10 protein-coding genes and 1 pseudogene are annotated in these 15,366 nt (G+C 50.7%); 7 read left to right on the top strand and 4 right to left on the bottom strand.

What is annotated here, in order from left to right; genetic code table 11:
* Nucleotides 1-30: 30 nt before the first annotated feature.
* From pflA to ycaO, 4 genes are all read right to left on the bottom strand, one after another.
* On the bottom strand, nt 31-771 hold the full coding sequence (gene pflA, locus AC6EMZ_RS03430) for a pyruvate formate lyase 1-activating protein (protein ID WP_498400978.1): 741 nt from the start codon (nt 769-771) through the stop codon (nt 31-33).
* A 193-nt stretch (nt 772-964) separates the two neighbouring features.
* A complete protein-coding gene (gene pflB / locus AC6EMZ_RS03435) occupies nt 965-3,247 on the bottom strand; it encodes a formate C-acetyltransferase (RefSeq protein WP_498400979.1) in 2,283 nt (760 codons plus the stop codon).
* 50 nt (nt 3,248-3,297) lie between these two features.
* Nucleotides 3,298-4,155, bottom strand: coding sequence for a formate transporter FocA (focA, locus tag AC6EMZ_RS03440; RefSeq protein ID WP_498400980.1), 858 nt, complete (start codon nt 4,153-4,155; stop codon nt 3,298-3,300).
* A gap of 404 nt (nt 4,156-4,559) precedes the next feature.
* The gene (gene ycaO / locus AC6EMZ_RS03445; protein WP_498400981.1) at nt 4,560-6,320 is read right to left on the bottom strand and encodes a 30S ribosomal protein S12 methylthiotransferase accessory factor YcaO; all 1,761 of its coding nucleotides are present in this window, start codon (nt 6,318-6,320) and stop codon (nt 4,560-4,562) included.
* Nucleotides 6,321-6,459: 139 nt separating this feature from the next.
* Here ycaO and AC6EMZ_RS03450 point away from each other — a divergent pair, with 139 nt between their 5' ends.
* The 7 genes and pseudogenes from AC6EMZ_RS03450 to AC6EMZ_RS03480 all read left to right on the top strand — a co-directional run bounded on the left by AC6EMZ_RS03450 (nt 6,460) and on the right by AC6EMZ_RS03480 (nt 15,343).
* Nucleotides 6,460-7,152 carry a DUF421 domain-containing protein gene (locus AC6EMZ_RS03450; protein ID WP_498400982.1) on the top strand — a complete coding sequence of 231 codons (693 nt, stop codon included), beginning with the start codon at nt 6,460-6,462 and terminating at the stop codon, nt 7,150-7,152.
* 162 nt (nt 7,153-7,314) lie between these two features.
* Entirely contained in the window at nt 7,315-8,403 is a 1,089-nt protein-coding gene (serC, locus tag AC6EMZ_RS03455) for a 3-phosphoserine/phosphohydroxythreonine transaminase (protein WP_498400983.1), read from the top strand.
* Between the two features lie 68 nt (nt 8,404-8,471).
* Nucleotides 8,472-9,755 carry a 3-phosphoshikimate 1-carboxyvinyltransferase gene (gene aroA / locus AC6EMZ_RS03460; RefSeq protein WP_498400984.1) on the top strand — a complete coding sequence of 428 codons (1,284 nt, stop codon included), beginning with the start codon at nt 8,472-8,474 and terminating at the stop codon, nt 9,753-9,755.
* 184 nt (nt 9,756-9,939) lie between these two features.
* On the top strand, nt 9,940-10,623 hold the full coding sequence (cmk, locus tag AC6EMZ_RS03465) for a (d)CMP kinase (RefSeq protein ID WP_498400985.1): 684 nt from the start codon (nt 9,940-9,942) through the stop codon (nt 10,621-10,623).
* A gap of 110 nt (nt 10,624-10,733) precedes the next feature.
* Nucleotides 10,734-12,407 (top strand): 30S ribosomal protein S1, encoded by a 1,674-nt coding sequence (gene rpsA, locus AC6EMZ_RS03470; protein ID WP_498400987.1) that lies wholly within the window; start codon nt 10,734-10,736, stop codon nt 12,405-12,407.
* Nucleotides 12,408-12,575: 168 nt separating this feature from the next.
* A complete protein-coding gene (ihfB, locus tag AC6EMZ_RS03475) occupies nt 12,576-12,863 on the top strand; it encodes an integration host factor subunit beta (protein ID WP_498400988.1) in 288 nt (95 codons plus the stop codon).
* 215 nt (nt 12,864-13,078) lie between these two features.
* Nucleotides 13,079-15,343, top strand: a pseudogene (locus AC6EMZ_RS03480) (ComEC family protein).
* The last annotated feature ends 23 nt before the right edge of the window (nt 15,344-15,366 follow it).

Consider the following 15,366-nt stretch of genomic DNA (forward strand, 5'->3'; position numbering starts at 1 on the left):
CAGCTCACTCACTGTCCGGGCTTTTATGATTTAGTACATCACCTTGTGACCATATTGCTCGAGGATACCTTTAACGCGCTCCATGGTCTCTTTCTTCGGCGGCTTAACGCCATCCAGTTTATATTCTTCGCCCATTGCTACCCATTTGTGTTTCCCTAACTCATGGTAGGGCAGCAGCTCAATTTTCTCGACGTTACCCATATCGCGGGTGAACTCGCCGAGACGGTGCGCAGAATCATCATCGTCTGACCAGCCGGGTACTACTACGTAACGAATCCAGGTTTTGATACCTTTACCAGCGATGTATTTGGCAAATTCCAGCGTGCGGTGGTTGGAGACACCCACCAGATTCTGGTGGATCTCGTCGTTCATTTGCTTCAAATCGAGCATCACGAGATCGGTCACTTCCAGAAGTTCATCAATCACGGGGTCGTAACGACGAACAAAACCGTTCGTATCCAGGCAGGTATGAATACCTTCTTTCCGACAGGCGCGGAACCAGTCGCGGACAAATTCAGCCTGCAGGATAGCTTCTCCGCCGGATGCCGTGATACCGCCGCCAGAGGCATTCATAAAGTGGCGGTAGGTCACCACTTCCTTCATTAACTCTTCTACTGTGACTTCTTTACCGCCGTGCGTATCCCATGTATCGCGGTTGTGGCAATACAGGCAACGCATCAGACAGCCCTGGAAGAAGGTGATAAAGCGGATACCTGGGCCATCGACGGTGCCGCAGGATTCAAAGGAGTGAATACGACCAATAGTTGACATTGCGGTGATATCTCCAGATTCGGCCCATCCCGGGCCTGTTTATGTGCATAGCTCATTCGGCTATGTCGAGTCTGTTTTGGCTGTTATCCATTGAGTATAGATAGCGGACAAAAGAGACTTCATTGGAGAGGATGTTAAAAAGGCCCCACGTGAGTGGAGCCTTTATTGTACGCGTTTTCAGTCAGACAAGATATTAGATGGACTGAGTGAAGGTACGAGTAATAACGTCCTGCTGCTGTTCTTTAGTCAGGGAGTTAAAACGTACTGCGTAGCCAGATACACGGATGGTCAGCTGCGGATATTTTTCCGGGTTTTCCATCGCATCAAGCAGCATTTCACGGTTCATCACGTTCACGTTCAGGTGTTGACCACCTTCGATGGACGATTCGTGATGGAAGTAACCATCCATCAGACCTGCCAGGTTGGTTTTACGCACTTCGTCGTCTTTACCCAACGCGTTTGGCACGATAGAGAAGGTATAAGAGATACCATCTTTAGCGTAAGCAAACGGCAGTTTAGCAACGGAAGTCAGAGAGGCAACAGCACCTTTCTGGTCACGACCGTGCATTGGGTTAGCACCTGGTCCGAATGGCGCGCCAGCACGACGACCATCTGGGGTGTTACCCGTTTTCTTACCGTACACAACGTTAGAAGTGATGGTCAGAACAGACTGAGTCGGGATAGCGTTACGGTACATGGTCAGTTTCTGAATTTTCTTCATGAAACGTTCTACCAGGTCAACCGCCATGTCATCAACACGAGAGTCGTTGTTACCAAACTGCGGGTATTCGCCTTCGATAGCGAAGTCTACAGCCAGGCCGTCTTCGTCACGAATAGGTTTAACTTTCGCATATTTGATAGCAGACAGGGAGTCAGCAGCAACGGACAGACCTGCGATACCACATGCCATGGTGCGAATCACGTCACGATCATGCAGAGCCATCAGAGAGGCTTCGTAGCTGTACTTGTCGTGCATGTAGTGGATGATGTTCAGTGCGGTGACGTACTGTTTAGCCAGCCAATCCATGAAGTGATCCATACGATCCATCACTTCGTCGAAGTTCAGCAGATCGCCTTTGATTGGTTCAGATTTAGGACCAACCTGGATTTTCAGTTTTTCATCAACGCCGCCGTTGATTGCATACAGCATGGTTTTCGCGAGGTTAGCACGCGCACCGAAGAACTGCATTTGCTTACCAACAACCATTGGGCTTACACAACATGCGATAGCGTAATCGTCGTTGTTGAAGTCCGGACGCATCAGGTCATCGTTCTCATACTGCAGAGAAGAGGTATCGATGGACACTTTGGCAGCGAATTTTTTAAAGCTCAGCGGCAGTTTTTCAGACCACAGAACAGTGATGTTTGGTTCCGGAGACGGGCCCATGGTGTACAGGGTGTTCAGGAAACGGAAGCTGTTTTTGGTTACCAGAGTACGGCCATCAACGCCCATACCACCAATAGATTCCGTTGCCCAGATTGGGTCACCAGAGAACAGCTCATCATATTCTGGAGTACGCAGGAAGCGAACCATACGCAGTTTCATGACCAGATGGTCAATCATTTCCTGTGCGTCTTGTTCGTTGATTTTGCCTGCTTTAATGTCACGTTCGATGAAGGCATCCAGGAAGGTGGACACGCGACCGAAGGACATTGCTGCACCGTTCTGAGATTTAACCGCAGCCAGGTAGCCGAAGTAAGTCCACTGAATAGCTTCCTGAGCATTGGTAGCAGGAGCAGAGATATCGCAGCCATATTTGGCAGCCATTTCTTTGATCTGACCCAGCGCACGGTACTGTTCAGAGATCTCTTCGCGCAGACGGATGGTTGCTTCCAGGTTTACGCCGTTTTCCAGATCGGATTGCAGAGACAGGAACTGTGAATATTTGTCTTTCATCAGGAAGTCGATGCCGTACAGCGCAACGCGACGGTAGTCACCGATGATACGACCACGGCCATACGCATCTGGCAGACCGGTCAGTACGCCAGATTTACGGCAGTTCAGGATGTCTTTGGTGTAAACGTCAAACACGCCCTGGTTGTGAGTCTTGCGGTATTCGCTGAAGATTTTTTTCAGCATTGGGTCCAGCTCGCGGTTATACGCTTTGCATGAACCTTCAACCATTTTAATGCCACCGAACGGGATAATCGCACGTTTCAGTGGAGCTTCAGTCTGCAGACCAACGATTTTCTCAAGGGCTTTGTTGATATAGCCAGCATCGTGAGAAGTGATGGTGGAAGCAACAGAAGTGTCGAAATCAACTGGCGCATGAGTGCGGTTTTCCAGTTTAACGCCTTCCATTACGTTGTCCCACAGTTTGGTTGTTGCGTCAGTCGCACCAGCCAGGAAGGATTCGTCGCCTTCATACGGGGTATAGTTTTTCTGAATGAAGTCACGTACGTTGACTTCTTTCTGCCAGTCACCTTTAGCAAAACCTTCCCAGGCTGTGGCTAACTTTTCATTAAGCTCGGACATGTGATACCTACCTTCTTAAGTGGATTTTTCTTTACTGCCTGAGATAACCATCAATGATGATTGTCGCCACGCAGGTAAATGACCCAGTATGTCAACCCAACCAACAGACCCCCACCGATAATGTTCCCGATAGTGACGGGGATCAGGTTATCTGTGATGAAATTCATGATAGTCAGGTGAGAGAAACTTTCCGGACTTGAACCAACTGCTGTCCAAAACTCGGGGCTCGCAAAGTTGCGGATTACAATACCCATTGGGATCATAAACATATTCGCGATACTGTGCTCAAAGCCGCTGGCAACAAACATCGCGACGGGCAGAACCATAATCATGGCTTTGTCCATCAGGCTGCGTCCAGAGTAACTCATCCAGACGGCCAGGCAGACCATCAGGTTTGCGAGGATGCCAAGTGCGACGGCTTCGATAAAGGTGTGATGCATTTTGTGGTCGGCAGTCTGCAGGACGTTAAGCCCCCAGCCACCGTTGGCGGTCATATACTCGCCAGACAACCACATGAGTAAAACGAAGAGCAAACAGCCAATCAGGTTGCCAACATAGACATTAAGCCAGTTGCGCGCCAGTTGACCCCAGGTAATTCTTCCGCTTGCTTTGGCCACAACGATAAGCACCGTTGAGGTAAAGAGGTCGGCGCCGCAAATGACGCAAAGAATCAGACCCAGTGAGAAACAGATGCCGCCAATGAACTTCGCAATACCAAAAGGCATCGCGGCAGTACCGGTGGTTGCAGTGATGTAGAATACAAACGCGATGGAGATGAACACACCAGCGGTAATCGCCAGATAGAACGTCGTCATCGGGTGTTTTGTAGCTTTATAGACACCCGCTTCTTCGGCCACTTTGGCCATTGCAGCTGGGAGTATTAGATCAAAAGGGTTGTCAGCTTTCACACTAACTCTCTCTTTATTAAGTCGGCGACGAGATACTAACAAAGCATTATAGAAGAGAAATTGATATAGATCATATCTCGCCTGGCTTATAGGCCCGCAAAGCGCATGGTTTTACAGCGAATGCGGAGTAAGTAATTGATTATCCGTATAAAAATAAATTTTAAAAGTTATGAAAAGAGTTGAATTTTTTCTCCCGTTCCCTTTGAAGCAGTTAATTACAATGGAGTATTGACCATAAAAAGTAACAGTAAAGCTCAAGTAAACATAATTATATTTACCTGTGTTTAACGTTATTATTACAAACAGATTTTATTGCCAAAGATATAAAAAACGGGGCAATGAAATTGCCCCGTAATATAGCTCAGACGATTGGATACGCCTACAGTCAGTGGTGTTATCTGCGCTTATTTTGACCAGTAAGCGCTTTTTGCACGTTGCAGCTTCTCATAGGCCTTCAGCAGTGACTGGTGCGCAGGGAACGCTTTCAAATCACTATCAACCGCCTGAAGACCGTAGAAAGGTTCTTCACCACTCAGTGCTGCACTTGCAGCTTCAACGGCTTCTGCACCGTACATCCGCACAAAGGCGTTGAGATATTGCAGAGGCTGGCGATCTTCTTCCAGTGCTAAAAGCAGCAGCGTTTGCAGGCAACGGTAGTAATTTGCGCGCTCTGCAGAGAAGACGGATTGGTTGAACTCGATGGTCCACTCGGTCCAGGCAAGCGCCTGATCCAGATCGCCACCGGCCAGCGCCAGCATCGCTTTCAGTTCACCGATGCGCAGGGTATACCAACCGTTATCTTTGCCAGTTGCCAGGCCCAGTAGCTCACGTACGCGGGTAAAGTCATCGTGGCCTTCATCGTCCAGTTGAGCGATCAGGTTCAGATAATCTTCTTTTTCCCATTCGCTGCCTGGCAGCGCCAGTAGCGTTTCGCGCAGGTGATTACCCATCGTGTTGTTCGCCAACCACAGGTCTTCGGCCGGGTAAATATCAGACATGCCAGGAACGATAATACGGCAAGCGTAAACGCTCAGATGCTCGTAATCGGCAATGTAAACTTCTTGATCTTCTGCTTTGAAGATAGCCATCAGGGTGGCGAACTCTTCTTCTGTCGTGCCTGAGAAACTCCAGTCCACGAACGGATAATCCGCGTCCTGCTTAAACATATCCCAGGAGATCAAACCGCTGGAATCGATGAAGTGAGTTTCGAGGTTGGCGTGCTCACCCACTTCTTCGTCGTCGAAGGTCGGTGGAGTGAAGACATCAAGGTCTTTCAGGCTACGTCCCTGCAGAAGTTCCGTGACGGTACGTTCCAGCGCGACGCCAAAATCAGGGTGTGCGCCAAACGAGGCGAAACATGTTCCGTTCGCTGGGTTAAACAGTACCACGCAGATGACCGGGTATTTGCCGCCCAGTGAACCGTCGTAAGCAAAGATAGGGAAACCTTCCGCTTCGAGTTTAGCGATGGATTCCACTACGCCTGGGTAGCGCGCCAGAACGTCACTTGGGATCTCTGGCAGGCTGATAGATTCGGCAATGATGCGGTTTTTAATATGGCGCTCAAACACCTCGGACAAACCCTGAACGCGGGCTTCGTTACGGGTGTTACCTGCGGACATACCGTTGGATACGTACAGGTTGCCGATGATGTTCATCGGAATGTAAACGGTTTGCTCGTCAGACTGACGGGTAAACGGCAGGGCACAAATGCCGCGCTCGTCGTTACCTGACTGCAAATCAACCAGCATACCGGCAGCCAGTTCATTATCTGGATCGTAAAACGCGCGCAGGCGAGCATCCAGAATACCTTCTGGCAGTTCATCGCTGTCAGTTAACGGGAACCATTTTTCATTCGGATAATGCACGAATTCGCCGTTAGCAATGGTGTCGCCGAGCCAGAAGTCTGCGAAGAAATAGTTGGTGGACAGACGCTCGAAATACTCACCCAGAGCAGAAGCCAGTGCCGCTTTTTTGGTGGCACCTTTGCCGTTAGTAAAGCACAGCGCACAGTCTGTATCGCGAATATGCACGGACCAGACGTGAGGGACCGGGTTAAGCCATGAGGCTTCTTCGATATTAAAACCCAGGTCGGTCAGTTTTTGCTGGAAGCGAGCGATGGAATCTTCCAGTGCGGCGTCTTTGCCGGGGATGAATGTTTGAGTCATGGCTATCACTTTTTATCGTACGGAAAGCGCGCAATGATACGGGTTTTGTGTGGCAGGCGCTATCTTCGCGAAGGATACGGCGAAAATAAAAGGCTGAACTATGCTTATAGGCAGTAACTTACTGTTAAGGCATAGAAAAATGAAAGCGTTTGATCTTCAGCGGATGGCATTCGACAACGTTCCGTTAGAGTTTTTAGGGGAAGTCGCACTTCGCAGTCTTTATACCTTTATATTGGTATTTCTGTTTCTCAAGATTACCGGACGACGCGGCGTACGTCAGATGTCGTTGTTCGAAGTACTGATTATCCTCACCCTGGGATCGGCGGCGGGGGACGTTGCATTTTACGACGACGTACCGATGGTCCCGGTCTTTATCGTGTTTGTCACTCTGGCCTTGCTCTACCGCCTGGTGATGTGGCTGATGTCGAAAAGTGAAAAACTGGAAGATCTGCTGGAAGGTAAACCCGTAGTCATCGTACAGGAAGGGCAGCTAGCCTGGGAAAAAGTGCGCAGCGCCAACATGACTGAATTTGAGTTTTTTATGGAGCTGCGGCTCAACAGCGTTGAGCAGTTGGGCCAGGTGCGACTCGCCATCATGGAAACCAACGGGCAGATAAGCGTTTATTATTACGAGGACGACGAGGTTAAGCCGGGTCTTTGTATTTTGCCTGACGAGTGCGTAAAGCGCTTCATTGAAGTTCCTGAGTCAGAAGAGTATGCCTGTATACGTTGTAGCCATGTTGTCGCCATGCAGGCGGGAGAGCATCAATTATGTCCCCGCTGTACGAATCCAGAATGGACAAAGGTTAGCAGGGCCAAACGCATCACCTGACAGCGATTTTGTCGGTTTTGTGACGGCGCATCGGTAGATTGTATTGTGTGATGGCGGACACATTTCCGTGGTCATAAGTTTTAGACATTGCGGCGCGTGTCACTGAATGATAAAACCGATATCCACAGTTTTAACTTATTGCTTTTAGCGTGGTGAGGGTAAATGGCTCAGGTCTTCAATTTCAGTTCAGGTCCGGCAATGTTACCGGTGGATGTGCTCAAACAGGCTCAACAGGATCTCTGCGACTGGCAGGGGCTTGGTACATCGGTGATGGAAATCAGCCATCGCGGGAAAGAGTTCATCCAGGTGGCGGAAGAGGCAGAAAAGGATTTTCGCGATCTGCTGAACATTCCCTCGAACTACAAAGTATTGTTCTGCCATGGTGGTGGGCGCGGGCAGTTTGCGGGTATCCCGTTAAACCTGCTGGGTGACAAGACGGCTGCAGACTATGTCGACGCCGGATACTGGGCTGCTAGCGCGGTCAAAGAAGCTCATAAATATTGCACGCCGAATGTTATTGATGCCAAAGTCACCGTTGACGGCCTGCGTGCCGTAAAACCAATGAGCGAATGGCAGCTATCCAGCAACGCCGCCTATCTCCACTATTGCCCGAATGAAACCATCGATGGCATTGCCATTCATGAAACACCAGATTTTGGCGATGATGTTGTCGTCACTGCCGATCTTTCTTCCACCATTCTTTCTGGCCCGCTTGACGTTAGCCGCTACGGTGTCATCTATGCCGGTGCACAGAAAAACATTGGCCCGGCAGGCTTGACGCTGGTTATTGTGCGCGAAGATCTGCTGGGTAAAGCGCATAAGGCGTGTCCGTCTATTCTGGATTACACCGTGTTGAACGATAACGACTCAATGTTCAATACACCGCCAACGTTTGCCTGGTATCTCTCTGGCCTGGTCTTTAAGTGGCTGAAGCAAAACGGCGGCGTGGCGCAGATGGACAAGATTAATCAGCAGAAAGCGACGCTTCTGTACAACACGATCGACGGTAGCGATTTCTATCGCAATGACGTGGCCAAAGCTAACCGCTCGCGTATGAATGTCCCGTTCCAGCTGGCCGACAGCAATCTGGATAAAGTCTTCCTCGAGGAGTCATTTGCGGCGGGCCTGCACGCGCTGAAAGGTCACCGTGTTGTCGGTGGTATGCGCGCTTCTATTTATAACGCGATGCCGCTGGAAGGTGTTAAGACGCTGACTGATTTTATGGTTGATTTCGAACGTCGCCACGGTTAATTGCGCTGTTTTCTCCCCGCAGTTTCTCTGCGGGGTTTTATATTACGTTGAGTTGAGAGTTAAGTTTCATGGAATCCCTGACGTTACAACCTATCGCGCGAGTCGATGGCACCATCAATTTGCCTGGTTCAAAAAGTGTCTCGAACCGCGCCCTGCTGCTGGCAGCTCTGGCAAACGGCACGACCATCCTGACCAATCTGCTGGATAGCGATGACGTTCGCCACATGCTCAATGCGCTAAAGGCGTTGGGAGTTCATTACACGCTGTCTGATGATCGTACCCGCTGCGAAGTGACGGGCAACGGTGGGGCGCTGACGTCGGCAGATGAAATCGAGTTGTTCCTTGGGAATGCGGGAACCGCGATGCGTCCGCTGGCCGCGGCCTTGTGTCTGGGCAGCAACAACATCGTGTTAACCGGCGAACCGCGCATGAAAGAGCGTCCTATTGGGCATCTGGTTGATGCGCTGCGTCAGGGAGGCGCTCAGATTGATTATCTGGAACAGGACAATTATCCGCCACTGCGCCTGCGCGGTGGGTTTACCGGAGGGGAAGTCGAGGTTGACGGCAGTGTCTCCAGCCAGTTCCTCACCGCGCTGCTGATGACCGCGCCGTTGGCACCAAAGGACACGGTTATCACGATTAAAGGTGAGCTGGTTTCCAAACCCTATATTGATATCACGTTGCATCTGATGAAGACGTTTGGCGTAGAGGTTGAAAATCAGGCGTATCAACGCTTTGTGGTTCGCGGCGCGCAAGTGTATCAATCGCCTGGCCGTTATCTTGTTGAGGGCGATGCCTCTTCAGCTTCCTATTTCCTTGCCGCAGGTGCCATTAAAGGGGGTACGGTCAAAGTGACCGGAATTGGGCGCAACAGCGTTCAGGGCGATATTCGCTTTGCTGACGTGCTGGAAAAAATGGGGGCAACCGTGACCTGGGGTGATGATTTCATCGCCTGTACGCGTGGTGAGCTGAACGCCATTGACATGGATATGAACCATATCCCTGATGCAGCTATGACCATTGCCACGGCGGCGCTTTTTGCCAAAGGAACCACCACGCTGCGTAACATTTACAACTGGCGTGTGAAAGAGACCGATCGCCTTTTCGCAATGGCTACGGAGCTGCGTAAAGTAGGTGCAGAAGTGGAAGAGGGCGAAGATTACATTCGCGTCACGCCACCTGCTAAACTGCAAGTCGCGGAGATCGGTACCTATGACGATCACCGTATGGCGATGTGTTTCTCGCTGGTGGCGCTATCCGATACGCCAGTCACGATTCTTGATCCGAAATGTACCGCAAAAACCTTCCCGGATTATTTCGCGCAGCTCGCTCGTATCAGCACGCTTGCCTGATAAAATCATGCCGCATCAACGGATGCGGCATTTGCTTACGCTTCCTGACACTGTTCTCGCCCATTTCTTCTACACTCTGCTTCATTAATTCCGTAATTTGCACGCAAAGGTAACAGTTGCGCCCGTTGGCGCGTATAATGCGCGGCGTTCATGTTAACGGTATGCCTTACTGAAGGAGAAAAAGATGACGGCAGTTGCCCCGGTAATCACCATTGATGGGCCAAGTGGCGCAGGGAAAGGTACTCTGTGTAAAGCGATGGCAGAAGCATTGCAATGGCATCTTTTAGACTCGGGAGCAATCTATCGCGTACTGGCTTTGGCGGCATTACACCATCATGTGGATGTGGCCTCTGAAGAAGCGCTGGTACCGCTGGCTGCGCATCTCGATGTGCGTTTTGTCTCTACTAACGGCAACCTTGAAGTGATTCTCGAAGGGGAAGATGTCAGCGGTGAAATCCGCACCCAAGAGGTGGCAAATGCGGCTTCTCAGGTTGCAGCCTTCCCACGCGTACGTGAAGCACTGTTGCGTCGTCAGAGAGCCTTCCGTGACGCTCCGGGGCTCATCGCTGACGGGCGTGACATGGGCACGGTGGTATTCCCGGATGCGCCGGTTAAAATTTTCCTTGATGCTTCATCTGAAGAACGTGCGCAGCGTCGCATGCTTCAGTTGCAGGAAAAGGGGTTTAGTGTTAACTTTGATCGCCTTTTATCCGAGATAAAAGAGCGCGACGACCGCGATCGTAATCGTGCTGTAGCACCGCTTGTTCCGGCAGAAGATGCCTTAGTACTGGATTCAACCAGTTTAACTATTGAGCAAGTGATTGAAAAAGCGTTACAATACGCGCGCCTTAAACTGGCTATCGCATAATCGCGACAGAATTTGTAGTACCCCCGCTGCAATGGATTGACGGCGGGTATGTGAAACAACCCCATCCGGCACGGAGCCAGGTGGACGTTATATTAACCTGAAGATTAAACATGACTGAATCTTTTGCTCAACTATTTGAAGAATCCTTAAAAACAATCGAAACCCGTCCGGGTTCCATCGTTCGTGGTGTTGTTGTTGCTATCGACAAAGATATCGTACTGGTTGACGCCGGTCTGAAATCTGAGTCTGCCATTCCGGCAGAGCAGTTCAAAAACGCCCAAGGCGAGTTGGAAATCCAGGTGGGTGACGAAGTTGACGTTGCACTGGATGCAGTAGAAGACGGCTTCGGTGAAACTCTGCTGTCCCGTGAGAAAGCTAAACGTCACGAAGCTTGGATCACGCTGGAAAAAGCTTACGAAGAAGCTGAAACTGTAGTCGGTGTTATCAACGGCAAAGTTAAAGGTGGCTTCACTGTTGAGCTGAACGGTATTCGCGCGTTCCTGCCAGGTTCACTGGTAGACGTTCGTCCTGTTCGCGATACGCTGCACCTGGAAGGCAAAGAGCTTGAGTTCAAAGTCATCAAGCTTGACCAGAAGCGTAACAACGTTGTTGTATCTCGTCGTGCCGTTATCGAATCCGAGAACAGCGCAGAACGCGATCAGCTGCTGGAAAACCTGCAGGAAGGCATGGAAGTCAAAGGTATCGTTAAGAACCTCACTGACTACGGCGCATTCGTTGATCTGGGCGGCGTTGATGGCCTGCTGCACATCACCGACATGGCGTGGAAACGCGTTAAGCATCCAAGCGAAATCGTAAACGTTGGCGACGAAATCACTGTTAAAGTGCTGAAGTTCGACCGCGAGCGTACTCGTGTTTCCCTGGGCCTGAAACAGCTCGGCGAAGATCCATGGGTCGCTATCGCTAAGCGTTACCCAGAAGGTACCCGTCTGACTGGTCGTGTGACCAACCTGACTGATTACGGCTGCTTCGTGGAAATCGAAGAAGGCGTTGAAGGCCTGGTTCACGTTTCAGAAATGGATTGGACCAACAAAAACATCCACCCATCCAAAGTTGTTAACGTTGGTGATGTAGTGGAAGTGATGGTTCTGGATATCGACGAAGAACGTCGTCGTATCTCCCTGGGTCTGAAGCAGTGCAAAAACAACCCATGGCAGCAGTTCGCGGAAACCCACAACAAGGGCGACCGTGTTGAAGGTAAAATCAAGTCTATCACTGACTTCGGTATCTTCATCGGCCTGGACGGCGGCATCGACGGCCTGGTTCACCTGTCTGACATCTCCTGGAATGCTACAGGCGAAGAAGCAGTTCGTGAATACAAAAAAGGCGACGAAATCGCAGCAGTTGTTCTGCAGGTTGACGCAGAACGTGAGCGTATCTCCCTGGGCGTTAAACAGCTCGCAGAAGATCCGTTCAACAACTGGGTTGCTGTGAACAAGAAAGGCGCAATCGTAAACGGTAAAGTCACTGCAGTTGACGCTAAAGGCGCAACCGTAGAACTGGCTGACGGCGTTGAAGGTTACCTGCGCGCTTCTGAAGCTTCACGTGACCGCGTTGAAGATGCGACTCTGGTTCTGAGCGTTGGCGACGATGTTGAAGCTAAGTTCACCGGTGTAGACCGTAAGAACCGCGCAATCAGCCTGTCTGTTCGTGCGAAAGACGAAGCTGATGAGAAAGATGCAATCGCTACTGTTAACAAACAGGAAGATGTAGGTTTCTCCAACAACGCAATGGCTGAAGCTTTCAAAGCAGCTAAAGGCGAGTAATTCAAGCGTTCTGAATCCTTTGAGCTGTAACGCAGTTACCGTTCGAAGAATGACGAGCAGACTTGACAGATTGCAGGATTCGTCCTGTAATCAATAACAAAGGGCGGCTACGGCCGCCCTTGTTTAATAAGCTGTTCAGCTAATTGGTTTGAAGGAACCGGAGGAATCATGACCAAGTCAGAATTGATTGAAAGACTTGCCAGCCAGCAATCGCACATTCCTGCAAAAGCTGTGGAAGATGCCGTTAAAGAGATGCTGGAGCATATGGCCACGACTCTGGCCCAAGGCGAGCGCATTGAAATCCGCGGTTTCGGTAGTTTCTCTCTGCACTATCGTGCACCACGTACCGGGCGTAACCCGAAGACTGGTGATAAAGTGGATCTGGAAGGTAAATACGTTCCGCACTTTAAACCGGGTAAAGAATTGCGCGATCGCGCCAACATTTACGGCAACTGAGTTTTACCAACAGGCAAAACTGGGTCACCAAAAGAAAAGCACCTTCGGGTGCTTTTTTTATAAGGTCGATTCTTAAACCTGGAGCCGCCTCGTATTTTTGATCCTTAGCGACTGCAAACCGATTTAATCTTTTCAGCCTTCGCAGTAATTCCCTCATTTCCTGTCTGACACTCTCCTTTTCCTGCTGCACACTACCCGAAAACAGGGAGGTGTGAATGAGTATCCCCGCGCTGAGCGCATGTCTAATCACGGCCATATTGCCATTGCTTTGGTTGTCCGCATTGCCAGCGTTATCACTTGTGTGGGCGTGCATCGCTATCGGCATTTTGCTCGCGTTTCAGCGTCCTGCCTGGCTACGTTTCGCTGGATTATGGGTCATTTTCTTTGCATGGGGCGTGTTAGCTGCACTGGAGGCCGTCTGGCCAATGCAACATCTGACGGCGGGCCCGCAGCAGGCCGAAGTCATATTGACGGCCACCGACGGGGCAACAACGCATCGAGGCAACATCGTGAGTCTGAACGGCAAACCCTGGTTTTCGTCGACAGGGATCACTGTATATGGCAATTACCTACCCCAGGCAGCATGCGCGGGGCAACGTTGGGCGATGACCTTACGTCTGCGTGCTGCTCATGGCGAGCTTAATGATGGCGGATTTGACTCACAGCGCAACGCGCTTGCCATGCATCAACCCTTGAGTGGACGTTTTACACATGCCGAGGTACTGGAGGCGACCTGTAGTCTTCGCTCCCGCTATCTGGATTCGCTCACGGCAACGTTGACACCCTATAGGTGGGGCACGGTAATTCTTGGTTTGGGTATGGGCGAACGACTGGCCGTGACGCCGGAAGTCAAAAAGCTCATGCGTGAAACAGGGACATTGCATCTGATGGCTATCTCCGGCTTGCATATTGCTCTGGCCGCATCGATAGTTTGGCTGCTGGTTCGGGGACTCCAGTTTTTGATTCCTTGTCGATGGATTGACTGGCGCATGCCTTTGCTCGCGGGGGTATGTTTCGCCGCATTTTATGCCTGGCTAACGGGAATGCAGCCCCCTGCATTGCGCACTGTCGTCTCCCTCGCGATCCTTGCACTGCTGCGTATCAGCGGTCGTCAGTGGTCACCCTGGCAAGTTTGGCTAAGCTGCGTTGCCGCGATTCTCTTTCTCGATCCGCTCGCGGTGCTCTCACAAAGCCTGGCGCTTTCTGCCTTTGCTGTTGCTGCGCTTATCTTCTGGTATCAGTGGTTACTCATTCCTGAGTGGCATACAACCCGATGGGCAAAACCGCTTATCAATTTACTTCATTTGCAACTGGGAATGCTGTGTTTGTTGCTTCCCTTGCAGGTCGTCATTTTTCACGGGATCAGTCTCTCATCGCTTATTGCGAATATCGTTGCCGTACCGCTAGTGACGTTTATTTCGGTTCCGTTGATTCTGAGCGGGATGCTGTTGCATCTCTTTCCACTTGGTTCGATAGAAACGAAGATATGGTCTCTTGCGGACAGATCGCTGGAAGGACTTTTTTGGCTGTTAAACGGTCTGCCAGATGGCTGGCAGGATGTTGATGAACGTTGGTTTACCCTCACTTTTGCACCCTGGCTTGCGCTGATGGCCTGGCGCTTTCGTGGCTGGAGGAGCATACCAGCGGTTTGCGCTGCCTGCGGCGTACTCATGACATTCCCACTCTGGCGGGTCGTTAAAAACGACAGTTGGACAGTGCATATGCTGGATGTGGGGCAAGGACTAGCGCTGGTGGTAGAACGTCATGGAAAAGCGATTATGTACGACACGGGTCTTGCATGGCCCGGTGGCGACAGTGCGAAACAGATAATTATCCCCTGGCTTCGTTGGCATCATCTGACGCCTGAAGGTGTCATCATTAGCCATGAACATCTGGATCACATCGGTGGGCTAAATTCTCTTCGGGAGGAATGGCCAGCGCTATGGATTCGGAGTCCGTTACGCTGGGCTGGTCATCGCCCCTGCTATCGGGGCCAGCAATGGTGATGGCAGGGGCTAAACTTCACGGTTCATTGGCCACCGGAAGATTATCAGGGTCAGGGTAATAATCATTCTTGCGTGGTTAAAATTGATGATGGCAAACATAGTGCATTATTAACAGGTGATATTGAGGCCAAGTCTGAGCAGGCAATGTTAAGTCATCGCTGGCAGTTTCTAACGTCTACACTTATTCAGGTACCGCATCATGGTAGCAATACGTCTTCGTCCATACCGCTCGTACAGCGTGTGGAAGGAACCCTCGCTCTAGCCTCGGCGGCGCGTTACAACGCATGGCGCTTTCCATCGAAACACGTGGTGGGGCGCTACACTAAGGAGGGTTATTCGTGGTTCGATACACCCCATTCTGGCCAAATATCAGTCAGCTTTTCATCACATGGCTGGGAAATCCAACGCTTACGAGATCAAATTTTACCTCGTTGGTATCATCAGTGGTTTGGCGCGCCCGTAGATAACGGGTAGAATATGCGGCTATTTCAATAAAT

The sequence above is a fragment of the Enterobacter sp. SCRI0065 genome (assembly GCF_059766475.1).